Source organism: Kineosporia sp. A_224, from assembly GCF_002198655.1.
Lineage (GTDB): Bacteria > Actinomycetota > Actinomycetes > Actinomycetales > Kineosporiaceae > R-H-3.
Genome location: NZ_MWLN01000172.1, coordinates 16,800 through 37,584, shown reverse-complemented (window position 1 = coordinate 37,584; position 20,785 = coordinate 16,800). Strand labels below are relative to the sequence as shown.

The 20,785-nt window shown below is 74.8% G+C and carries 21 protein-coding genes; 8 read left to right on the top strand and 13 right to left on the bottom strand.

The features are described from left to right. The first annotated feature begins 188 nt into the window (after positions 1-188). The gene (locus tag EDJALFJO_RS16720; protein WP_088287295.1) at positions 189-887 is read left to right on the top strand and encodes an alpha/beta fold hydrolase; all 699 of its coding nucleotides are present in this window, start codon (positions 189-191) and stop codon (positions 885-887) included. 14 nt (positions 888-901) lie between these two features. Here the strand turns inward: EDJALFJO_RS16720 and EDJALFJO_RS16715 are convergent, their stop codons facing one another. The 6 genes from EDJALFJO_RS16715 to EDJALFJO_RS16690 all read right to left on the bottom strand — a co-directional run bounded on the left by EDJALFJO_RS16715 (position 902) and on the right by EDJALFJO_RS16690 (position 8,751). Beyond that, positions 902-2,026, bottom strand: coding sequence for a CaiB/BaiF CoA-transferase family protein (locus EDJALFJO_RS16715; RefSeq protein WP_088287267.1), 1,125 nt, complete (start codon positions 2,024-2,026; stop codon positions 902-904). Further along, a complete protein-coding gene (locus EDJALFJO_RS16710) occupies positions 2,023-4,257 on the bottom strand; it encodes a 3-hydroxyacyl-CoA dehydrogenase NAD-binding domain-containing protein (RefSeq protein ID WP_233149898.1) in 2,235 nt (744 codons plus the stop codon). The genes EDJALFJO_RS16715 and EDJALFJO_RS16710 overlap by 4 nt, the downstream gene beginning before the upstream one ends. A gap of 3 nt (positions 4,258-4,260) precedes the next feature. Next, entirely contained in the window at positions 4,261-5,472 is a 1,212-nt protein-coding gene (locus tag EDJALFJO_RS16705; RefSeq protein ID WP_088287265.1) for an acetyl-CoA C-acetyltransferase, read from the bottom strand. A 33-nt stretch (positions 5,473-5,505) separates the two neighbouring features. Next, on the bottom strand, positions 5,506-6,717 hold the full coding sequence (locus tag EDJALFJO_RS16700; protein ID WP_088287263.1) for an acyl-CoA dehydrogenase family protein: 1,212 nt from the start codon (positions 6,715-6,717) through the stop codon (positions 5,506-5,508). Between the two features lie 161 nt (positions 6,718-6,878). After that, positions 6,879-7,562 carry a response regulator transcription factor gene (locus EDJALFJO_RS16695; RefSeq protein ID WP_088287261.1) on the bottom strand — a complete coding sequence of 228 codons (684 nt, stop codon included), beginning with the start codon at positions 7,560-7,562 and terminating at the stop codon, positions 6,879-6,881. Beyond that, a complete protein-coding gene (locus EDJALFJO_RS16690) occupies positions 7,555-8,751 on the bottom strand; it encodes a sensor histidine kinase (RefSeq protein ID WP_088287259.1) in 1,197 nt (398 codons plus the stop codon). The genes EDJALFJO_RS16695 and EDJALFJO_RS16690 overlap by 8 nt, the downstream gene beginning before the upstream one ends. Positions 8,752-8,880: 129 nt before the next feature. On the opposite strand from EDJALFJO_RS16690, the gene EDJALFJO_RS16685 reads away from it, so the two are divergent. From EDJALFJO_RS16685 to EDJALFJO_RS16675, 3 genes are read left to right on the top strand one after another with little or no spacing between them, the layout of a single operon-like run. Continuing rightward, on the top strand, positions 8,881-9,780 hold the full coding sequence (locus tag EDJALFJO_RS16685) for an ABC transporter ATP-binding protein (RefSeq protein WP_088287257.1): 900 nt from the start codon (positions 8,881-8,883) through the stop codon (positions 9,778-9,780). Further along, on the top strand, positions 9,777-10,589 hold the full coding sequence (locus EDJALFJO_RS16680; RefSeq protein ID WP_088287255.1) for an ABC transporter permease: 813 nt from the start codon (positions 9,777-9,779) through the stop codon (positions 10,587-10,589). Before EDJALFJO_RS16685 ends, EDJALFJO_RS16680 begins: the two co-directional genes overlap by 4 nt. Before the next feature lie 45 nt (positions 10,590-10,634). Then, positions 10,635-11,006 carry a DUF2200 domain-containing protein gene (locus EDJALFJO_RS16675; RefSeq protein WP_088287253.1) on the top strand — a complete coding sequence of 124 codons (372 nt, stop codon included), beginning with the start codon at positions 10,635-10,637 and terminating at the stop codon, positions 11,004-11,006. Between the two features lie 8 nt (positions 11,007-11,014). Here EDJALFJO_RS16675 and EDJALFJO_RS16670 read toward each other — a convergent pair whose 3' ends face one another. Next, a complete protein-coding gene (locus tag EDJALFJO_RS16670) occupies positions 11,015-11,857 on the bottom strand; it encodes an alpha/beta fold hydrolase (protein WP_198950375.1) in 843 nt (280 codons plus the stop codon). Positions 11,858-11,963: 106 nt separating this feature from the next. Here EDJALFJO_RS16670 and EDJALFJO_RS16665 point away from each other — a divergent pair, with 106 nt between their 5' ends. Then, positions 11,964-13,787, top strand: coding sequence for a GMC oxidoreductase (locus tag EDJALFJO_RS16665; protein WP_088287251.1), 1,824 nt, complete (start codon positions 11,964-11,966; stop codon positions 13,785-13,787). Beyond that, complete coding sequence (locus EDJALFJO_RS16660) at positions 13,784-14,383, top strand: TetR/AcrR family transcriptional regulator (protein WP_088287291.1); 600 nt, start codon at positions 13,784-13,786, stop codon at positions 14,381-14,383. The genes EDJALFJO_RS16665 and EDJALFJO_RS16660 overlap by 4 nt, the downstream gene beginning before the upstream one ends. A 44-nt stretch (positions 14,384-14,427) precedes the next feature. Here EDJALFJO_RS16660 and EDJALFJO_RS16655 read toward each other — a convergent pair whose 3' ends face one another. Then, on the bottom strand, positions 14,428-14,859 hold the full coding sequence (locus tag EDJALFJO_RS16655) for an SRPBCC family protein (protein ID WP_088287249.1): 432 nt from the start codon (positions 14,857-14,859) through the stop codon (positions 14,428-14,430). 138 nt (positions 14,860-14,997) lie between these two features. On the opposite strand from EDJALFJO_RS16655, the gene EDJALFJO_RS16650 reads away from it, so the two are divergent. Further along, positions 14,998-16,524, top strand: a complete 1,527-nt coding sequence (locus tag EDJALFJO_RS16650) for an NAD(P)/FAD-dependent oxidoreductase (RefSeq protein WP_088287247.1) — start codon at positions 14,998-15,000, stop codon at positions 16,522-16,524. Between the two features lie 27 nt (positions 16,525-16,551). Here EDJALFJO_RS16650 and EDJALFJO_RS16645 read toward each other — a convergent pair whose 3' ends face one another. From EDJALFJO_RS16645 to EDJALFJO_RS16625, 5 genes are read right to left on the bottom strand one after another with little or no spacing between them, the layout of a single operon-like run. After that, positions 16,552-17,088: a histidine phosphatase family protein gene (locus tag EDJALFJO_RS16645; protein ID WP_088287245.1), complete on the bottom strand. Its 537-nt coding sequence runs from the start codon at positions 17,086-17,088 to the stop codon at positions 16,552-16,554. A gap of 26 nt (positions 17,089-17,114) precedes the next feature. Next, entirely contained in the window at positions 17,115-18,146 is a 1,032-nt protein-coding gene (locus EDJALFJO_RS16640) for a YihY/virulence factor BrkB family protein (protein WP_088287289.1), read from the bottom strand. Positions 18,147-18,185: 39 nt separating this feature from the next. Next, complete coding sequence (locus tag EDJALFJO_RS16635; RefSeq protein WP_088287242.1) at positions 18,186-18,740, bottom strand: winged helix-turn-helix domain-containing protein; 555 nt, start codon at positions 18,738-18,740, stop codon at positions 18,186-18,188. Beyond that, positions 18,737-19,078 (bottom strand): hypothetical protein, encoded by a 342-nt coding sequence (locus tag EDJALFJO_RS16630; protein ID WP_143448618.1) that lies wholly within the window; start codon positions 19,076-19,078, stop codon positions 18,737-18,739. The genes EDJALFJO_RS16635 and EDJALFJO_RS16630 overlap by 4 nt, the downstream gene beginning before the upstream one ends. Next, the gene (locus EDJALFJO_RS16625; RefSeq protein WP_088287238.1) at positions 19,075-19,881 is read right to left on the bottom strand and encodes a PIG-L deacetylase family protein; all 807 of its coding nucleotides are present in this window, start codon (positions 19,879-19,881) and stop codon (positions 19,075-19,077) included. The genes EDJALFJO_RS16630 and EDJALFJO_RS16625 overlap by 4 nt, the downstream gene beginning before the upstream one ends. Before the next feature lie 290 nt (positions 19,882-20,171). Here EDJALFJO_RS16625 and EDJALFJO_RS16620 point away from each other — a divergent pair, with 290 nt between their 5' ends. After that, positions 20,172-20,660, top strand: a complete 489-nt coding sequence (locus EDJALFJO_RS16620) for a carbonic anhydrase (protein ID WP_088287235.1) — start codon at positions 20,172-20,174, stop codon at positions 20,658-20,660. Positions 20,661-20,785 lie beyond the last annotated feature (125 nt).

Sequence of the window (20,785 nt, the reverse complement as noted above, 5' to 3'; positions counted from 1 at the left end):
TGGGGTTATCGGGCGTTCCGGGCGGACTCTGTAGCGGTCGGTGACCGGCGCCGTGCCGCCGGCGTCACCCGGACGGCGCAGCGCGCCACCACGCACTACAGAGTCATTGCGTCTCGCTCATGGTCCGTGGCACGATCCGCGGACCCGTGGGTCGCGACGGCGCGGCCCCGTCCACCGGGAGGCACGTCATGACGTCGTCCGACGAGACCCAGACCCGCAACGTCCTGCTCGTCCACGGCGCCTGGCACGGCAGCTGGTGCTGGGAGCCGCTGCTCCCCCACCTGGCCGCGGCCGGGCTCGACGTCGCGACGGTCGACCTGCCGAGCGCCGGCGACCACGGGACCCTCGCGGACGACGTCGCCGTCGTCCGGGCCGCGCTCGATGCCCGCCCCGGCCCGACGGTGCTGCTCGGGCACTCGTACGGCGGCGTCGTCGTCAGCGAGGCCGCCGCGGGCCGCTCCGACGTCGCCCACCTCGTCTACCTGTGCGCGTTCATGCTCGACACCGGGGAGTCGCTCTTCCAGGCCGTCGGCGGGCAGGCGCCCCCGTGGTTCGTCGTCGACGAGGCGGACGGGACGATCACCGTCGACCCGGCGGTCGGCGTCCAGGTCGCGTACGCGGACGTCGACCCCGCGCTCGCGGCGGACTGGCTCGGCCGGCTGCGGCCGCAGTCGATCGCGGCGTTCATGGCGCCGCAGACCGGGGCGGCCTGGCACGAGGTCCCGAGCACCTACGTCGCCTGCACCCAGGACCAGGCGATCCCCTACCCGGCCCAGCAGGCGATGTCGGCGCGCGCCGGGACCGTGCACACGCTCGAGTCGTCGCACTCGCCGTTCGCGTCGATGCCGGCGCAGGTCGCGGCGATCCTGGCGAAGATCGCGGGCTGAGGGGCGGAGCGGCGTCAGGTCGTGCGGGACCACTCGGCGACGACGTCGGCGGCGTCGACGTGCGGGGTCTTGGACGGCGGCACGGGTGACGGTGCGGGGGTGCGGTCGAAGCGCGGGGCCGGTGCGGGCTGGACGACGCCGTCGAGGTCGACGAACGCGTCGCGGGCGACGTGGTGCGGGTGGGACCGCGCCTCCCACGGCGTGAGGACCGGGCTCACGCACGCGTCGCTGCCGGCGAAGACGTCGGCCCACTCGTCGCGGGAGCGGCTCGCGAAGACCTCGGTGAACCGGGCGCGCATCGCGGGCCAGGTCTTCGGGTCGGACTGGGTCAGGCCCTCGCCGTCGAGCCCGAGCGTCGTCATGAGCAGCGCGAAGAACTGCGGTTCGAGGGCGCCGACGGCGACCCAGCCGCCGTCCGACGTCGCGTACGTGTCGTACCAGGGGACGCCGCCGTCGAGGAGGTTCTCCCCCGGCGGCCGGCTCCAGAAGCCGGCGGCGCGCAGGCCGTGGACGAACGTCATGAGCAGCGACGCACCGTCGACCATCGCCGCGTCGACGACCTGGCCGCGGCCGGAGACGCTGCGCTCGTGCAGGGCGGCGAGCACCCCGACGACGAGGAGCATCCCGCCGCCGCCGAAGTCGCCGACGAGGTTGATCGGCGCCTGCGGCGCGGAGCCGTTGCGACGCAACGGCTCGAGCGCACCGGCGAGGGCGATGTAGTCGATGTCGTGCCCGGCCCGCGGGGCGAGCGGGCCGTCCTGGCCCCAGCCGGTCATCCGGGCGTAGACGAGCCCGGGGTTGCGGGCCAGGCACTGCTGCGGGCCGATGCCGAGCCGCTCGGCGACGCCCGGCCGGAACGGGTCGACGAGGACGTCGGCCGCCGCCGCGAGGTCGAGGACGGCGGCCGCCCCGGCCGGCGACTTGAGGTCGACCTCCGTCCGGCGCCGGTTGCGCCCGAACGGGTCCGGCAGGAACGTGCCGCCCGCCCGGTCGACCCGGACGACGTCCGCGCCGAGGTCCCCCAGGACCATGCAGCCGAACGGCGCCGGACCGATCCCGGCGAGCTCGACGACCCGGAGCCCGGCGAGCGGCCCGCCGGCCGGCGGGCCGCCCGCACCGGGTGTGTCGTCAGAGGTCACGCAACACCTGCTGCCACGGACTCCTGCTCCGCCCGGGCGACGAGCGAGGCGGGCGGGGCGAACCGCGCGCCGTACGCCGCCTTGAGCTCGCGGGCCCGGGCGACGAACCCGGCGACGCCGCCGGCGTAGCCCTCGACGTACTGCAGGACGCCGCCGGTCCACGCCGGGAAGCCGATGCCGAGGATCGACCCGATGTCGCCCTCCTCCTTGGTCCGGAGCACGCCCTCGTCGAGGCACCGGACGGCGTCCACGGCCTCGGCGAAGAGCATCCGCTCCTGGAGGTCGCCGAACGGCACGCCGTTCGTCGCCTCCTCCGCCGTCCGTGCACCCGCGTTCGCGCCGAACTCGGCGAAGAGCCCGGGCCACAGCCGCAGCCGCGCGCCGTCCTCGCCGTACTCGTAGAACCCGGCCCTCCCGGCGCGGCCGGGCCGGCCGAGCGCGACGAGCCGGTCGACGACGGCCTTCGAGGGGCTGTCGGCGACGGCGGAACCCGTTGCCGCAGCGGCCTTCTCGGTCTGCGACCGGATGTGCTGCATGAGCGTCAGGCTCACCTCGTCGGCGAGCGCGAGCGGCCCGGTCGGGTAGCCGGCCTGCAGTGCCGCCTGCTCGACCGACTGCGGGTGCACGCCCTCGGCGACCATCGCGACCGCCTCGTCCATGAGGCGGCCTATGACCCGGCTCGTGAAGAAGCCGCGCGAGTCGTTGACGACGATCGGCGTCTTGCGGATCTGCTGCGCGTAGTCGAACGCGCGGGCGAGCGCCTCGTCACCGGTCGAGGCCCCGACGACGATCTCGAGCAACGGCATCTTGTCGACGGGCGAGAAGAAGTGCAGCCCGATGAAGTCGCCCTGCCGCTGGACACCGGTCGCGAGGTCCGTGATGGGCAGCGTCGAGGTGTTCGAGGCGATGAGCGCGTCCGGGGCGACGACCTTCTCGACCTCCGCGAGGACGGTCTTCTTCAGGGCCGGGTCCTCGAAGACGGCCTCGACGACGAGGTCGCAGCCGGCGGCGTCCGCCATGTCGGCCGTCGGGTGGATCCGGGCGAGGACGGCGTCCGCCGCCTCCTGCGTCGTCCGGCCGCGCTGGACCGCCTTGGCGAGGAGCTTCTCGCTGTAGGCCTTGCCCTTCGCGGCGGACTCGGGCGTCACGTCCTTGAGGACGACCTCGATCCCGGCCTGGGCGCTCACGTACGCGATCCCGGCGCCCATCATCCCGGCGCCGAGGACGACGACCTTGCGGACGGGGCGCTGCGGCACGCCGTTCGGCCGGCTCGCACCGCCGGCGATCGACTGCATCGAGAAGAAGAACGCCTTGATCATGTTCGTCGACACCTGGCCGCAGAGCAGCTCGACGAGGTAGCGGGTCTCGATGGCGAGCGCGGTGTCGACGTCGACCTGGGCGCCCTCGACGGCAGCGGCGAGGATCGCCTTCGGGGCCGGCATCGGCGCCCCCTTGAGCCGCTTGCGCAGGTTCGCCGGGAACGCGGGCAGGTTCGCCGCGAACGAGGGGGTGGACGGCGTCCCGCCGGGGATCCGGAAGCCCTTGACGTCCCAGGGCTGGGACGGTGCCGGGTTCGCCGCGATCCACGCGCGGGCCGCGGCCATCATCTCCTCGGGCGTCGCGACGACCTCGTCGACGAGCCCGACCTCCTTCGCCTGCTCCGGCCGCAGCTGCTTGCCCTCGAGCAGGACGGACATGAGGGCGTTCGCGATGCCGAACATCCGCACCGTGCGGGTCACGCCGCCCGCGCCGGGCAGCAGCCCGAGGGTCACCTCGGGGAAGCCGAACCGGGCCTTCGGGTTGTCGAGCGCGACCCGGTGGTGGCACGCGAGCGCGATCTCCAGGCCGCCGCCGAGCGCGGACCCGTTGAGCGCCGCGACGACGGGCTTCCCGAGCCGCTCGAGGCGGCGGAGCACGGCCTTCATGGCGTCGACGCTCTCGGTGAGCGCGGCGGCGTCCGCCGGGCCCGCCCCGACCATGAGCTTGAGGTCTCCGCCGGCGAAGAAGGTCTTCTTGGCGCTCGTGACGACGACGCCGGTGATCCCGTCGCGCCCGGCCTCGAGCCGGGCCACCGTGGCCGCCATCGACCGGCGGTAGGTGTCGTTCATCGTGTTCGCGGACTGGCCCGGGTCGTCGAGGGTGAGGACGACGACGCCGTCCTCACCCTGCTCCCAGCGGATCGCGGGGCTGTCCTGGCTGCTGCCGTGGGTGGAGCCGTCGTGCTGCGTCACGTCTCAGACCCTCTCGATGATGGTGGCGACGCCCATGCCGCCGCCGATGCACAGGGTGACCAGGGCCCGGCGCGCGTCCCGGCGCTCGAGCTCGTCGACGACGGTGCCGACGAGCATCGCGCCCGTCGCGCCGAGCGGGTGGCCCATGGCGATGGCCCCGCCGTTGACGTTGACCTTCTCCGGGTCGAGCCCGAGGTCCTTGGTGAACTTCAGGACGACGGACGCGAACGCCTCGTTGATCTCGAAGAGGTCGATGTCGTCGACCGTGAGGCCGGCCGTCGCGAGCGCCTTGCGACTGGCGGGCGTCGGGCCGGTGAGCATGATCGTCGGGTCGGCGCCGCTCACGGCGGTCGCGACGACGCGGGCCCGCGGGGTGAGCCCGAGGTCGGCGCCGACCTGCTCGCTGCCGACGAGGACGAGCGCGGCGCCGTCGACGATGCCCGAGGAGTTGCCCGCGGTGTGGACGTGGCCGATCTTCTCGACCCAGTGGTACTTCTGGAGCGCGACGGCGTCGAAGCCGCCCATCTCCCCCATCGCGGCGAACGCGGGCGGCAGGTTGCCGAGGCCCTCGATCGTCGTCTCGGGCCGCATGTGCTCGTCGTGGGCGAGGATCTCCAGGCCGTTGCGGTCGCGGACCGGGACGACCGAGCGCGCGAAGTGCCCGCCCGCCCAGGCCTTCGCGGCCCGCTCCTGGGAGCCGAGCGCGTAGAGGTCGACGTCGTCGCGGGTGAACCCCTCGAGGGTCGCGATGAGGTCGGCGCCGATGCCCTGCGGGACGAACGAGGTGTCGTAGTTCGTCTCCGGGTCCATCGCCCAGGCACCGCCGTCGGAGCCGATCGGCACCCGGGACATCGACTCGATGCCGCCGGCGACGACGAGGTGGTCCCAGCCCGAGCGGACCTTCTGCGCGGCGAGGTTGACCGCCTCCAACCCGCTGGCGCAGAACCGGTTGAGCTGCACGCCGCCGACGGTGTCGGGCAGCCCGGCGGCGATCCCCGCCGTCCGGGCGATGTCCGCGCCCTGGTCACCGACCGGGGACACGACACCGAGCAGGACGTCGTCCAGCCGGTCGGTGTCCAGGCCCGGGTTGCGCTCGCGCAGCGCGTCGATGAGCCCGACGACGAGCGTCACGGGCTTGACCCCGTGCAGGGAGCCGGTCGCCCGGCCCTTGCCGCGCGGCGTCCGCAGCGCGTCGTAGATGTAGGCCTCGGTCATCGCTTCTCCCTGTTCCGGAACGGTTCTGGAGCCTCAGAGCGCACGGGCGACGAGCTCCTTCATGATCTCGTTCGACCCGGCGTAGATCTTCTGCACCCGGGCGTCGGCGTACATCCGCGCGATCGGGTACTCGGTCGTGTAGCCGTAGCCGCCGAACAGCTGCAGGCACTTGTCGACGACGGTGCACTGGCTGTCGGTGAGGTGGAACTTCGACAGCGCCGCCGTCGCGACGTCGAGCTCGCCGGCGAGATGGCGGACGACGCAGTCGTCGGCGAACGTGCGCCCGGAGCGCGCGAGCGCGAGGCACTCGGCGAGCACGAACCGGGTGTTCTGCTGCTCGAAGAGCGGCTTGCCGAAGGCGTGGCGCTCCTTCGTGTACGCCACGGTCAGCTCGACCGCGCGCTCCATCGCCGCGACGGCGGTGACGCCGATGACGAGCCGCTCCTGCGGCAGCTGCTGCATCATCTGGACGAAGCCCAGCCCCTCGGCCGGCCCGAGCAGGTTCGCCACCGGCACCCGCATCCCGTCGAAGAAGAGCTCCGCGGTGTCGTTGCCCTGCAGGCCGAGCTTGTCGAGCTTGCGCCCGCGCCGGAAGCCCTGGACGTCGTCCCCGAGCTCGCAGACGAGCAGCGAGATGCCCTTGGCGCCGGCCGAGGTGTCGGTCTTCACCGCGAGGATGAGCAGGTCGGCGAGGATCCCGTTGGTGATGAACGTCTTCGAGCCCGTGACGACGTACTCGTCGCCGTCCCGCTCGGCGCGGGTGCGCAGCGCCTGCAGGTCGGAGCCGCCGCCCGGCTCGGTCATCGCGATCGCGCCGACCAGCTCGCCGCTGCAGAGCGCCGGCAGCCAGCGCTGCTGCTGCTCGGGGGTGCCGTACGCGAGCAGGTAGCCGGGGATGATCCCGTTGTGGACCCCGAGCCCGAGGGTCGACTCACCGCTGCGGACCTGCTCCTCGAGGACGACCGCCTCGTGCGCGAACGTGCCGCCCCCGCCGCCGAGCTCCTCAGGCACCGACGGGCACAGCAGCCCGAGACGGCCCGCCGCGAGGTAGTCCGCCCGGTCGGGGTGGCCCTGCGCGAGGAGGCGCTCCTCGTGCGGCATGACCTCCTTGGTGAAGAAGGCCCGCGCGAGGTCGGCGAGGTCGTCGTGCTCCTGAGTGCGCCACGGCGAGCGGACAGCGAGCGGCGCCGGCGCCCGGCGACCCGCTCCCGTGGGCGCGGCGGCTCCGTGCGTGTCGACTGCCATCTCGGGCGTCCCTCCGTCGCGACTGCTCCCGGCTACGTCCCGAAGCATCACCCGCTTGTTGGCAACCTGTCAACAACCGCCGCCCCGCGGAGTTACTAGCGCGTATGACCCGATTTCTGGGTCGTACGCGCTAGTAACTCCTGGGGGTGGGAGGGGGAGGGTCAGAGCAGGCCGGCATCGTGGACGCGGATCGCGATCTGGACCCGGTTCGCGGCGTCGAGCTTGGCGAGCAGGGCGGTCACGTAGGACTTCACCGTGGCGACCGAGAGGTAGAGCTCGCCAGCGATCTCGGCGTTCGTCAGGCCGCGGCCGATCGCGACGGCGACCTGGCGCTCGCGCTCCCCGAGCCCCTCGAGCCGGGCGCGGGCCGCGTCGCCGCGCGCGGAGCCGCCCGCGGCCGCGACGGCGGCCATCACGGTGCGCGTCACGGACGGCGAGAGCATCGGCTCCCCGGCGTGCACCCGGTGCACCGCGGCGAGGATCTGCTCCGGCGGGGTGTCCTTGAGGAGGAAGCCGCTCGCGCCCGCCCGGACCGCCGCGAGCACCGTCTCGTCGGCGTCGAAGGTCGTGAGGACGACGACCGCGGGCGGCCGGGGCCCGGCCACCAGGTGAGCGGTGGCGGTGATGCCGTCCTCTCGGGGCATCCGGACGTCCATGAGGACGACGTCCGGGTGCAGCGACGCCGCCGCGGCCCGGGCCTCGACGCCGTCGGCCGCCTCGCCGACGAGCTCGACCCGGGGGTCGGCGCCGAGCACGAGCCGCAGCGCCGAGCGGACGAGCGGGTCGTCGTCCACGACGAGCACCCGCACCCGCTCGGCGGTCCCGCCGTTCTCCCCGTCAGTCATCGTCCTCCGTCGCCGGCCACGGCAGCAGCACCCGCAGCGACCAGCCGCCGTCCGCCGTCCGCCCGGACTCCATCCGACCACCGGCGAGCGAGGCCCGCTCCGCGAGGCCGACGAGCCCCAGCCCGGAGCCGCCCGGCGACCCGGCCCCGACCGCCACGACGAGCGGGGCGCCGTTGCGGACCTCGACCTCGAGGTCGTCGCCGGGGCGGCCGGTGACCCGCACGGTCACCGCGGCGCCCGGGGCGTGCTTGCGGGCGTTCGTCAGGGCCTCCTGCACGACGCGGTACACGTGCCGGCCGAGCGGCGCGGGCGGCTCGCCGTCCAGCCGTCGCTCCAGAGCGACCGGGCCCGCCGTGCGGGCCTGCTCGACGAGGTCGGCGAGGTCGGCGACGGTCGGCTGCGGCGGCCGGCCGGCGTCGCTGTCGCGCAGCACCCCGAGCACGCCGCGCAGCTCGTCGAGGGCCTGCCGGGAGGCGTCCGCGATGACCCGGGCCTCGGCACGCACCTCACCGGGCTCCAGGTCGGCCCGGAAGGCGAGCACCCCGGCGTGCATCGAGACGAGCGAGAGCCGGTGCGCGAGGACGTCGTGCATCTCGCGGGCGATCCGGGCGCGCTCGGCCTCGCGGGCCCGTTCGGCGGCGACGGTCTGCTCCCGGTCGGCCGCCTCGGCGCGCAGCCGCCACGACTCGACGAGCTCGCGCCGGGTGCCGAGGTAGAGACCCCAGGCGACGAACCCGGCGACGAGGGCGACCAGCAGGGGCAGCGTCGCCCACCAGGGCAGAGGCTCTCGCTGCGGGTAGAGCCGCTCGAAGACCATCCCGCTCGCGACGGACAGCACCGAGACGGGGACGATCTCCCGCCACCGGCGACGGGTGGCGATCGACACGAGCGTGACCATCCCGACGGCTCCGGCGACCGCGGAGAGGGCACCGACGAGGTTCGTCACGATCGCGACGGGCAGCGGGAACCGACGGTGCAGGAGCAGCAGCCCCAGGCAGAGCGGACCGAGGACGACCACGTCCACGACGAGGAGCAGCGAGAGCCGGTCGGAGAGGCGGTCCGGGTCCGGCATCTCGACGAACACGAGAAGGAGCGAGACGAGGCCGAAGAGCGCCGCCACGAGGACCCGCCACGTGTGGCCCCAGTGGGTCAGCGGGGGCTGCCCGGGCAGGCTCGCGGGTGCGGTCATGCCGCCAGCGTAGGAGCGCCCCCGGCGGCCCCGGCACCGCCGAAGGTCGACCCCGCGCCCGACCTTCGACGCCGTCCCGTCGCCGTCCGGCGGTGCCCGTGCCCCCGGCCCGGCGGCGAGGCTCGTCGCATGATCCGACTCGAGAACCTCACGAAGCGCTACGGCGGGTTCACCGCCGTCGACGACGTCACCTTCGAGGCCCGGCCGGGGGTCGTCACCGGCTTCCTCGGCCCGAACGGGGCCGGCAAGTCCACCGCGCTGCGGATGGTCTGCGGCCTCACCCCGCCGACGTCCGGGCGGGTCACCGTGCTCGGGCGCGCCTACCGGGACCTGCCGACCCCGGCCGCGCACGTCGGCACCCTGCTCGACGCCGCCGCCCAGCACGCCGGCCGCACCGGCCGGGAGATCCTCACGCTCGCGGCGATCGCCGCGGGCCGGCCCCGCACCCGGGTCGACGAGATGCTCGACCTCGTCGGGCTCACCGCCGACGAGTCACGCCGCCGGGTGCGGCACTACTCGCTCGGCATGCGGCAGCGGCTCGGGATCGCGCAGGCCCTGCTGCCCGACCCGCAGGTGCTCGTCCTCGACGAGCCGGCGAACGGCCTCGACCCGCAGGGCATCCACTGGATGCGCACGCTGCTCGCCGGCCTCGCCGCGCAGGGCCGGACGGTCCTGCTCTCCTCGCACCTGCTCCACGAGGTCGAGCTCGTCGCCGACGAGCTCGTCCTCATCGGCCGCGGCCGGATCGTCGCGCAGGGCACCAAAACCGCGCTGCTGGCCGGCACCGGCTCGGTCGCGACCACCCCGGAGCCGGCCCGCCTGGCGGAGGCGCTGACCCGTGCCGGGCTCGTCGTCCGCGGGGTCGACGGGGACGCCGTCTCCGTCGACGCGGACGGCGAGCGGGTCGCCCGGGTCGCCCTGGACGCCGCCCTGCTCGTCACGGACCTGCGCCCCGCGCAGGGCGCCCGGCTCGAGCAGCTCTTCCTGGAGCTCACCGGCAGCGCCGACCGATCGGCGGTGGCGGCATGAGCACCGCGACGACCGCCGGCAGCGTGACAGTGACGCCCGGCCCGGCTCCGATCCCCGACCTCGCAGGAGCGCCCGGTGTGCCGTTCGCCCGGCTCGTCCGGCTGGAGTCGCGCAAGGTCGTCGACACCCGCTCCGGCCGCTGGCTCCTCGTGACCATCGCGGCGCTCGTCGCCGTCGCCCTCGGGCTCGTGCTGCGCTTCGGCGAACCGGGCGACCTCACGTTCGGGATGCTCGTCGCGGTGACGAGCACCGTGCTGCTCCTGCTCTACCCGGTGCTCGGGATCCTCACGGTGACCGCCGAGACCTCGCAGCGGACGGCGCTCGTCACGTACGCCGTCGAGCCGCGGCGGTGGCGGGTCGTCGCCGCCAAGGTCGTCGCGGCGTCCTGGTGGGCCGCCCTCGGGCTCGCGGTCGCTGTCGCCCTCGGGGCCGCCGCGCACGGGATCGCGGTGCTCACCCGGGACGTCCCGGCGGACTGGTCGCCGGCCTGGGCATCGCTCGGCGGCTTCGCGCTCTCGCTGCTGCTCGCCGTGCTCCAGGGCATCGCGTTCGGCCTGCTGCTGTCGAGCCCGGCGCTGGCCGTCTCGGCGTACTTCGTGCTGCCCGTCGGCTGGGTGTTCGTCGCGAACCTCACCCCCGGGCTGCGCCGGATCGGACCGTGGCTCGACCCGTCGTCGTCCGGCGAGATCCTCGTCCGGGGGGCGATGACCGGCACGGAGTGGGCGCACCTCGCGACCTCGAACGCGCTGTGGGTCGCCCTCCCGCTCGCCGTGGGGCTCGCCGTCCTGTCCCGCCGTGAGGTGAAATAGGCACCGCACGACGGGTCGGACGGACGACGAGGCAGGAGCCAGACCGTGGCAGGGCACCGGATCTTCGGGACGAGCTTCGCGAGCATCTACCCGCACTACGTCGCGAAGGCCGAGCGGAAGAACCGCAGCCGGGCCGAGGTCGACGAGGTCATCGAGTGGCTGACCGGCTACGACGCCGCCGGCCTGGCGAAGGTGCTCGCCGACGAGGTCGACATGGAGACCTTCTTCGCCGACGCGCCCGCGTTCAGCCCGCAGGCGTCGCTCATCACGGGCGTGATCTGCGGCCACCGGGTCGAGGAGATCGAGGACCCGCTCATGCAGAAGATCCGCTACCTCGACAAGCTCGTCGACGAGCTCGCCCGGGGGAAGAAGATGTCGGCGGTCCTGCGCGGCACCGCTGCCGCGCAGAGCGGCTGAGCCGCCCGTCAGGCCCGGGCCGAGGCGCGGAAGAGCGCGCCGAGGCAGGCCTGCGGGTCGTCGGCGAAGGGGATGTGCCCGCAGGACGGCAGCGGGACGTGCACCGCCGTCGGCAGCAGCGCGCGGGCCCGGCCCGCCTGCGGCCGGTAGGGCAGCACGAGGTCGCGGGTGCCCCACGCGACGACGACGGGGGTCCGGGCGAGCCCGCCCGGGCCCTCGCCGTCCGGGCCGAGCACAGCGGCCCACGACAGGCGGGCGAACGCCCGCGCCGAGTCGGCGTAGCCGGACGCCGCGACGAGGGCGGCGGCGTCCGCGGCGAGGCCGTCCGGACCGGTCCGGCGGGGGTGCGCCGAGAACGGCCCGAAGACGAGCGGCCGAGCGACCGGGTTCGCGGCGAGCGTGCGGACGAGCCCGGAAGGCACCGCGCCGCCGAGCCCGCGGGCACCGGTGATGAGGCCGCGGCACCAGGCGAGACCGCCGCGGCCCCAGAAGCCGGCCGGCGAGAACGCGGTGACGGACCGGGCGGCGCCGCGGCGGCCCAGCTCCAGGGCGACCGCGCCGCCCATCGAGTTGCCGGCGACGTGCGGCCGGTCGACGTCGAGCGCCGCACAAACCGCCTCGACGGCGTCCGCGAGCGCCTCGACCGAGCCGGCCGCGAACCGGCCCGCCGCGGACGGCAGGTCGGCCGCCGCGCCGAACCCCGGGAAGTCCACGGCGACGACGTCGCGCACCCCGGTCAGGCCCGGCAGCAGCGGGTCCCAGATCTGGCGGCGGCTGCCGATGCCGTGCAGGAGGACGAGCGGCTCACCCGAACCGGTGCGCTCGACGGCGCAGCCCGCGACAATCTCCACGCCCGTCAGGCTAGGGCCGTCGGGCGATCCTTGTTGACACTCTGACAACAACGGTGCGACGGTGCGGGCGGAGCGCACGGGCGCCCCACGCGGGCCGGAGGTGGCGATGACGTCGAGGCGGACGCGGGCGACCGGGCCCGGCACCGAGGGGTTCGACTACGACGTCCTCGTCGTCGGCTCGGGGTTCGGCGGCGCCGTCACCGCACTGCGGCTCACCGAGAAGGGCTACCGGGTCGGCGTCCTCGAGGCCGGCCGGCGGTTCGCCGACGACGACTTCGCGAAGACGTCCTGGGACGTCCGGCGGTACCTGTTCAACCCCGCGGCACGCTGCTACGGCATCCTGCGGATGGACCTGCTGCGCAACGTCTTCGTGCTCTCCGGGGCCGGGGTCGGCGGCGGCTCGCTCGTGTACGCGAACACCCTCTACACCCCGCCGGACGCCTTCTACCTCGACCGGCAGTGGGCGCACGTCACCGACTGGAAGGCCGAGCTGGCGCCGCACTACGACACCGCGACCCGGATGCTCGGCGTCGCGACGAACCCGCTGACGACGCCGTCCGACGAGGCGCTCCGGGACGTCGCCGAGGACCTCGGCATCGGGCACACCTACCGGCCCACGCCGGTCGGGGTGTTCTTCGGCCCGCCCGGGACACCCCGCGGCCAGGCGCTGCCCGACCCCTGGTTCGGCGGCGCCGGTCCGGCCCGGACGACGTGCACACACTGCGGCAACTGCATGGTCGGCTGCCGGGTCGGCGCGAAGAACACCGTCGTGAAGAACTACCTCCACCTCGCCGAGGCGGCCGGCACCCGGGTGCACCCGCTGACGACCGCCGTCCGGGTGCGACCGCTGCCCGGCCCGGACGGCGCCCCAGCGCGCGGCGCGCACGGCTGGGCCGTCGAGACCCGCCCGACGGCCCGGCCGGGCGCCCGGGTCGGTGCCCGGCCGGGCCGGCGCGGGCGGACGTTCACCGCGCGGCACGTCGTCCTCGCGGCGGCCGCCCTCGGCACCCAGCGGCTGCTCCACGCGATGCGCGACGAGGGCACCCTGGCGGACGTCTCGCCCCGGCTCGGCGAGCTGAGCCGGACGAACTCCGAGGCGATCCTCGGGCCGCGGACGACGCGGCGCGGCGCCGACTTCTCGCAGGGCGTCGCGATCACCTCGTCGATCCACCCCGACCCGGTGACGCACATCGAGCCCGTGCGCTACGGCAAGGGGTCGAACCTGCTCGGGCTGCTGTCGACGGTGCTCGTCGACGGGGCCGACCCGGCCGACCCCGGTACCGGCACGCGGCGGCGCTGGGCCGCCGTCCCGCGCGAGCTCTGGCGGATCCGCCGGCACCTGCCCGGGGCGCTGCTCCCCCGGCGCTGGTCGGAGCAGGTCGTCGTCCTGCTCGTCATGCAGACCCTCGACAACTCGATCACGACGTTCACCCGGCGCGGTCTGCTCGGCCGCCGCCGGATCACCTCGAAGCAGGGCGTCGGCGCCCCGAACCCGACGTGGATCCCGGCCGGCCACGAGGTGACCCGGCGGATCGCGGAGAAGATCGACGGCGTCCCGCTCGGCTCGGTGACCGACCTGTTCGACGTGCCGATCACCGGGCACTTCATCGGCGGCTGCCCGATCGGGCTCACCCCGGCCGAGGGGGTCGTCGACCCCTACCACCGGCTCCACGGCTACGACGCGATCCACGTCGTCGACGGCTCGACGATCTCGGCGAACCTCGGCGTCAACCCGTCGCTGACGATCACCGCCCAGGCCGAACGCGCGCTCTCGCTGTGGCCCAACGCCGGGGACGAGGACCCGCGGCCGCCGCGCGGGGACGCCTACGTGCGGGTGGCGCCGGTGCCGCCGCGGGCTCCCGTCGTCCCGGCGTCCGCGCCGGCGGCGCTGCGGTGGGCCACGGCCGCGCCGCAGGAGTCGGCCCCGTGACGACCACGACGACGTCCGGCCGGCGCCGGCTCGAGCCGGACGAGCGCCGGCGGGAGATCCTCGGCTGCGCCGTCCGGCTCTTCGGCGAGCGGGCGTACGCCGAGGTCTCGACGACGGACATCGCCCGCGAGGCGGGGGTCGCGCGCGGCCTCATCAACCACTACTTCGGCACGAAGAAGGAGCTGTACCTCGAGGTCGTCCGGGCGCTCGTCACCGTGCCGGACGTCGCGCTCGCGCAGCTGCCCCGGGGCACCCGCGAGGAGCGGGTCGAGGCGTGCGTCGGGTGGTTCCTCGACGTCGTCCAGCGGCACAGCAGCGCGTGGTTCGCCGCCGTGAACGCCGAGGTGCTGGGCCGCGACCCGGACGTCGTGCGGGTCCTGGAGGAGGCCGACGACCGGACCGCGGACCAGGTGCTCGCACTGCTCGGGATCGAGCCGACCGAGGACGTCCGCGCCATGGTGCGCGCCCACGCGGGCATGGCGAAGGTCGCCGCGCACGAGTGGCTCGTGCGCCGGGCCATGACACGCGAGCAGGCGCACGCGCTGCTCAGCCGGACGCTGCTGACGATCGTCGAGGACGTCGCCGCGGCCGGCTGAGCGCGCGTACGGAAGCCTTGCGCGGGAACGGGTCCCGCGCCGGGTCAGCCTTCGACGAGCTTCTTCAGCGCGTCGAGGCTGGTCCGCTGCGCGGCGGAGACCTGGGCCTCGATCTGGCCGCCGACGGCCATGACCATGCCGCCGGAGAAGGTCATCGTCCACGTCACCGACGTGCCGGCGCCGGACGGCGCGAGCGCGTAGGTGTTCGTGACGCCGATGCCCATCGGGCCGTTGCCGGACATCTTCGAACCGCCGTCCGGGGTGAGCTCGGACAGCGTCCACGCGACGTCCGCGGGCATGCCCATGATCGAGACGCGCTGGGTGAAGGTCGTCCCCTGCTCGAACGCGGCCGGGGGCTCGCCGACGAAGCCCTGGTGGATCGAGACCCAGTCGGACATCTTCGTCGGGTCGGCCATGACGGCCCAGACGGCAGCGGGGTCCGCCGCGATCTCTGTGGTGGTGGAAGCAGTCGCCATGCGCGGAACCCTACTACCCAGTAACAAGCGTGGGGGCGCATCTGCGTGACGTCCCTCTCGTGGCGCAGTCTTGCGCCGTCCGGGACGGTCCCGACGGACTGTTGGCAGGCTGCCAACAGGGTGCTAGCGTCCGGCGGCATGACGAACGTCGAGCGCTGCCGGGTGCTCGTCGTCGGGGCCGGGTTCGGCGGCCTCGGCGCCGCCTTCGCGCTGCGGCGGGCGGGCTACAGGGCGGACGACGACGTACTCGTCCTCGACGCGGCGGACCGGGTCGGCGGCGTCTGGCGGGACAACCACTACCCGGGCTGCGCCTGCGACATCCCGGCGATGCTCTACTCCTACTCGTACGCGCCGAACCCGGCGTGGACCAGGCGATTCCCGCCGCACGACGAGATCCGCGCCTACCTCGAGCGCTGCGTCGACGACTTCGACGTCCGCCGCTCGCTGCGCCTGGGGACGGCCGTGGAGAGCGCCGCCTGGGACGACGCCCGCGGGCTGTGGACCGCGCGCACGGCCGACGGGCGGGTCTTCGAGGCGCAGGTGCTCGTGCCGGCCGTCGGGCAGCTCTCCCGGCCCGTCGTGCCCGCGGTCCCGGGGCTCGACGGCTTCGCCGGGCCGGCCTTCCACACCGCCCGCTGGGACGACTCGGTCGACGTCACCGGCCGGCGGGTCGCCGTCCTCGGCACCGGGGCGAGCGCGATCCAGGTCGTCCCGGCGATCGCCGGCCGCGCCGCGCGGGTCACCGTGCTGCAGCGGACACCGCCGTGGGTGCTGCCCAAGCCGGACCGTCGCTACGGCCCGGTGACGCGGTGGCTCTCCCGCCATGTGCCCGGCGCGACGCAGGTGCAGCGCGGCGGCTTCTGGCTGGCGACCGTGGTGACCGGCCGGGCGGTGCGCGGCAAGCCCGTGTCGAGCCGCGCCGTCCGCTGGCTGTCGACCGCCCAGCGCCGGCTGCAGGTGCCCGACCCGGCGCTGCGCGCGAAGGTCACCCCGGACTACCCGATGGGCTGCAAGCGGGTGCTCTTCACAGCGACCTGGTACCCGGCGTTGCGCCGCCCGGACGTCGACCTCGTGACCGACCCGGTCGTGCGCGTGACCCCGACCGGGGTCGTGACCCGAGGCGGCGCGGGCGAGCGCGAGCACCCGTGCGACGTCCTCGTGCTGTCGACCGGGTTCGCCGCGACCGAGATCCTCGTGCCCCTGCAGGTGACCGGGCGCGACGGCGCCGACCTGCACACGGTCTGGGCGGACGGCGCCCGCGCCCACCTCGGCATGACCGTGCCGCGGTTCCCGAACCTCGTCGTCCTCTACGGGCCGAACACGAACACCGGCAACACGTCGGTCGTGTTCTTCCTCGAGGCGCAGTGCCGCTACCTCGTGCAGGCGCTGGCACTGCTGGGCTCCCGGCCGGGGACGCCCTGCGACGGCGGGCGCCGGATCGAGGTGCGCGCCGACGTCGAGGCGCGGTACGACGCCGAGATCCAGGCCCGGTTGGCGTCGTCCGTCTGGACCGCCTGCACGAGCTGGTACCGGACGGCGTCGGGGCGGGTCGTGACGAACTGGCCCGGCTCGGCGGGCGAGTACCGGCGGCGGACGGCGCGGCTGGATCCGGCGGAGTTCACGGTCGGCGAGGCGTCGGCCCGGCAGGAACGCGCGGTCGTGTAGCCGGGCCCCCTCCCGTACGGCCCGACGTCAGACGAGCAGGTACTCCCAGCCCTCGCGCCAGCCGAAGTCGCTGCTGCTCAAGGTGTCCAAGCTCGCGCCGAGCACCCGACGGTCGAGCGCCCACCGGGTCGCGACGTGCCCGACCACGAGCACCCGCTGCCCTGCCCAGCGCACGGCGATCTCGTCGAGGGCTCCGTCGACGCGGTCGAGGGCAGCGGCCCAGCTCTCGCCCGCGGGGAACGGTGCGTGCAGGTGGGCGGCCCGATCTGCGTGCACCACCGCCACCGGGGCACCGTTGAGGTCCCCGTAGTCGCACTCGCGCAGCCTGGTGTCGAACAGGACCGGGACGTCGGCGCCCTCGAACGCGATCTCCACCGTCTGCCGGGCACGCCGCAGGTCGGAGCACAGGACCGTCGAGATCCCGTCGTCGCGACGCCGGGCGCCGAGCTCACGGGCCAGGTCACGACCCCGGGCCGAGAGCTCGCCCGGCAGCCAGCCCGTCGCCACGCCGCGCTCGTTGTCGACGCTCCACGCATGGGTCTCGAAGACGACCTCTACCGCCACGACGTCATTCTTGCGCCCTACCGTGACTACCGTGACCGCGACCGCGACCGGTCGCCGTCCGCGGGCTCCGGGTCCGCCGGGCCGAGGTCGGCCTTGAGCGCACCGCGCTCCCCCATCGGGCGGTCGGGACCGCGCGTCGTGTCCTGCACGGTCTGCTTCTCGGACTCGGCGTTGATCTCGGCGCCGAGCAGGACGGCGACGAGGCTGAGCCACAGCCACAGCAGGAGCACGACGACGCCGGCGAGACTGCCGTACGTCTTGCCGTACGAGCCGAAGTTGTTGACGTACAGCGAGAAGACGACCGACGCGACGATCCACAGGAGGACCGCGACGGTCGCACCGACGGACACCCACCGCATCTTCGGCGAGTCCCGGTCCGGGGCCGCCCGGTAGAGCACCGCGAGCGAGATCCCGATGACGGCGAGGACGACGGCCCAGCGCAGGGCCTCGACGCCGACCCGCAGCGGGGTCGGCAGGTCGAGGGCGTTCGCGACCGCCGGGAACACGGCGACGAGCGCGAGCGTGACGACGAAGACGAGGATCGCGCCGAGGGTGAGGACCAGCGCGAGGGCCTTGCGCCGGACGGAGCCACGGGTCTCGTCCTCGTCGTAGGCGGTGTTCACCGCGGTGATGAGGTTGCCCGTTCCCCCGGATGCGCTCCACAGGGCCAGCAGGAGCGAGACGACCAGCCCGATCCCCAGGCCCTGGTCGTTGGCCGACGCCAGCGACGTCATCTGCTCGTTCAGCAGGTCCCGGGCCGACGCGGGCAGCACGTCGGCGAAGGTCTGGATCTGGGACTGCACCTGCGACGGCTCGGTGACCAGGCCGTAGACGAGCATCGCGGCGACGATCGACGGCACCAGCGACAGGAACGCGTAGAACGCGACCCCGGCCGCGATGAGCATCATCTGGTCGGCCTGGAACTCCTTCCAGCCGCGGCGGGCGATCTGGGACCAGCCCCGGGCCGGCACCTCCTGCGGGCGCCCGGCGTGGGCCCCCGGGTACTGCTCGTCGAGCCCGCCGTCGCGGCCGGCCCGTCCCCCCGTGGTTGCGCTCATGCACGCGGCTGTACCCGGCCCGGCGCCGGCCATGCCGGGTCAGGGCACCCAGCGGTAGCCGACCCCGCGCACGGTCTGGAGGTACCGCCCGTGCTCGCCGCGCTTGCGGCGCAGCCGGGCGACGTGGACGTCGACGGTCCGGGGGCCGGTCCACCGCGGGTCCGTGTGCCCCCACACCGTCGCGAGAAGGTGCTCCCGGGTGAGCACCCGGCCCGGCCGGGACGCGAGGTGCGCGAACAGGTCGAACTCGCGACGGGTCAGGTCGAGCGGCTCGGCGTCGAGCGTCACCGAACGGCCGGCCCGGTCGAGGGTGAGCCCGGGGCGGACCCGCTCGTGGGCGGGCGCCGGGACCGCGCCGGCGTCTGCGCCCGGCCCGTCCGGGGTCGGAGCAGGGGGCTCCGGCACCTCGTCCGGGACGGCGCGCAGGTCCGCCGGCCGCTCCGGCCGGCCCGGCAGCAGGACGACGACCCCGACGACCGCGGCCCCGGCGGGCACCTCGCCGGGCGGGACGACGGTGAGCACCCCGCGAGCCGCGTCGCCGGCGCGCGGCGACCGGGCGGACGCCGGGACGGCGCCGGCGGGCAGGACCGTCATGACGCACGCTCCTCGAGGTCGACGGGGTCGAGCGGCGACAGGCCCGCCCCGGTCCGGCGCCAGCGCGCCACGGCCCGGGGACGACGGGCCGACCGGCGCGTGCGCACCTCGAGCCGGACGACGTCGCCGACACCCGCCTCGAGCCAGGCCTCCCAGCCCCGGCCGCCCGCGACCCGGACCGGCTCGTCCGGTGCGAGCCGGCCGGCGAGGGCGTCCCAGAGGTCGGCGCGGGCGGAGAGGACCTCCGCGACCTGCACGAGCTGGGCGGACGACGGGTCCGGGGCGTCGGCGAGCAGCGCGTCGGGACGGACGGCGTCGGGGGGCACCTGGTCCCTCATGACGCCACCGCCGCGAGCGCGCGGGGCCGGCCCGCACCGGCCGCGACGACGGTCGGCGCCGGGACGACGTGCCCGGCGAGCGCCGCGTCGACCGGCCCGGCCGCGCCGCGGCGGACGAACCACTCGTGCCGGTAGCCCTCGGCCGTGCCGTCGAGGTACTCCGGGCCGATCTGGCTCGCGTGCGCGGCCATCGCCTGCATCTTCGTGCCGAGGACGGCGTCGTCCGCGCGGACGGCGAAGGTGATGTCGTCGGCCGGCAGGCCGACGTCGAGGAGCTCGCCGGCGACCTGGGCGAGGACGTGCCGCGGGCCGTCCCGCAGCACGAGCGGGTCGACGGTCGCCTCGTAGCCGGTCAGCCCGAGGTCGGCGGCGACCCGGGCGCCGGCCCGGTGCACCTGGACGTGGTCGACGTGCCCGTAGACCCCGCGCTCGTCGTAGTGGACGACCGCCTGCGCCCCCTCGGTCTCGGCGAGCTGCCGCACCCGGCGGGCGATGCCACCGACGCCGGCGGCCCCGAGGCTGCCCGGCCGGTACGGGCCGCCGTGGCAGCCGGAGTCGGCGTACGGCAGGACGACGAGGCGCGCGGCCCCGAGCAGGTCGGCGGCCTCCTCGAGCTCACGCAGGCGCCGGTCGCGGATGGTCTCGCCGGAGCGCAGCGGGACCCGGGGGACGCCCCGGCCGCCGTCGGTCGCAGTGACGAGGACGACGCGCAGCCCACGGTCGGCGAGCAGGCGCACGGCGGCGCCGGTGAAGATCGCTTCGTCGTCGGGGTGGGCGTGCAGGACGAGGACGGTGCTGGTCATGGTGGTCGATCCCTGGCGGTGGCGGCGCCGTCGGCGCCGGGCGGGGCCCGACGGGCGGGCCGTTGACACGAGTCAGGCCGCGGGACGACGACAGCAGCGGACGCCCACGGCCCGGCGACACGCCGGGGTCAGGGGGGACGTCAGGGCTGCCATGTCGACCAGATTGGCACAGAATGCTGCCCGGCTCCACCTCCGGCGCGCAGAATCTCACCGGATCGGTCAAGATTCCCCCGGCACACCTGCCGCGCACCTTCCGCCCGGCCGCCCCGGCCCACCCCAGGGAGACCCGCATGACCGTCACGGACGACTACCTCGAGAACAACCGCCGCTACGCGCAGACCTTCTCCGGCCCGCTCCCGCTGCCGCCGTCGAAGAACATCGCCGTCGTGGCCTGCATGGACGCCCGGCTCAACGTCTACGCGATCCTCGGGCTCGGCGAGGGCGAGTCGCACGTCATCCGCAACGCCGGCGGCGTCGTCACGGACGACGAGATCCGGTCGCTCGCGATCAGCCAGCGCCTGCTCGGGACGCGGGAGATCATCCTCATCCACCACACGGACTGCGGGATGCTCACCTTCACCGACGACGCGTTCAAGCAGGGCATCCTCGAGGAGACCGGGATCAAGCCCGAGTGGGCGGCGGAGTCGTTCACCGACCTCGACGTGGACGTCCGCCAGTCGATCGCCCGGATCAAGGCCAACCCGTTCGTCGTCCACAAGGACTCGATCCGCGGGTTCGTCTTCGACGTCGCGACCGGTCTGCTCCGCGAGGTCTCCTGACCCGGAGCACCCCGCGAGCCTCGCAGGACGCTCGCACGACACGGCGCCCGGGTCCCCCGGGCGCCGTCGTCGTCCCTCGTCTCGACCACTGTCGGAAACTCCCTGGTCACAGCGGGTCGCAGACG

Bases quoted from the DNA above. Each gene is read 5' to 3' on its own strand.
- EDJALFJO_RS16720 (WP_088287295.1), top strand. From the start codon at position 189: ATGACGTCGTCCGACGAGACCCAGACCCGCAACGTCCTGCTCGTCCAC.
- EDJALFJO_RS16705 (WP_088287265.1), bottom strand. From the start codon at position 5,472: ATGACCGAGGCCTACATCTACGACGCGCTGCGGACGCCGCGCGGCAAG.
- EDJALFJO_RS16700 (WP_088287263.1), bottom strand. From the start codon at position 6,717: ATGGCAGTCGACACGCACGGAGCCGCCGCGCCCACGGGAGCGGGTCGC.
- EDJALFJO_RS16695 (WP_088287261.1), bottom strand. From the start codon at position 7,562: ATGACTGACGGGGAGAACGGCGGGACCGCCGAGCGGGTGCGGGTGCTC.
- EDJALFJO_RS16690 (WP_088287259.1), bottom strand. From the start codon at position 8,751: ATGACCGCACCCGCGAGCCTGCCCGGGCAGCCCCCGCTGACCCACTGG.
- EDJALFJO_RS16685 (WP_088287257.1), top strand. From the start codon at position 8,881: ATGATCCGACTCGAGAACCTCACGAAGCGCTACGGCGGGTTCACCGCC.
- EDJALFJO_RS16680 (WP_088287255.1), top strand. From the start codon at position 9,777: ATGAGCACCGCGACGACCGCCGGCAGCGTGACAGTGACGCCCGGCCCG.
- EDJALFJO_RS16665 (WP_088287251.1), top strand. From the start codon at position 11,964: ATGACGTCGAGGCGGACGCGGGCGACCGGGCCCGGCACCGAGGGGTTC.
- EDJALFJO_RS16655 (WP_088287249.1), bottom strand. From the start codon at position 14,859: ATGGCGACTGCTTCCACCACCACAGAGATCGCGGCGGACCCCGCTGCC.
- EDJALFJO_RS16650 (WP_088287247.1), top strand. From the start codon at position 14,998: ATGACGAACGTCGAGCGCTGCCGGGTGCTCGTCGTCGGGGCCGGGTTC.
- EDJALFJO_RS16640 (WP_088287289.1), bottom strand. From the start codon at position 18,146: ATGAGCGCAACCACGGGGGGACGGGCCGGCCGCGACGGCGGGCTCGAC.
- EDJALFJO_RS16635 (WP_088287242.1), bottom strand. From the start codon at position 18,740: ATGACGGTCCTGCCCGCCGGCGCCGTCCCGGCGTCCGCCCGGTCGCCG.
- EDJALFJO_RS16630 (WP_143448618.1), bottom strand. From the start codon at position 19,078: ATGAGGGACCAGGTGCCCCCCGACGCCGTCCGTCCCGACGCGCTGCTC.
- EDJALFJO_RS16625 (WP_088287238.1), bottom strand. From the start codon at position 19,881: ATGACCAGCACCGTCCTCGTCCTGCACGCCCACCCCGACGACGAAGCG.
- EDJALFJO_RS16620 (WP_088287235.1), top strand. From the start codon at position 20,172: ATGACCGTCACGGACGACTACCTCGAGAACAACCGCCGCTACGCGCAG.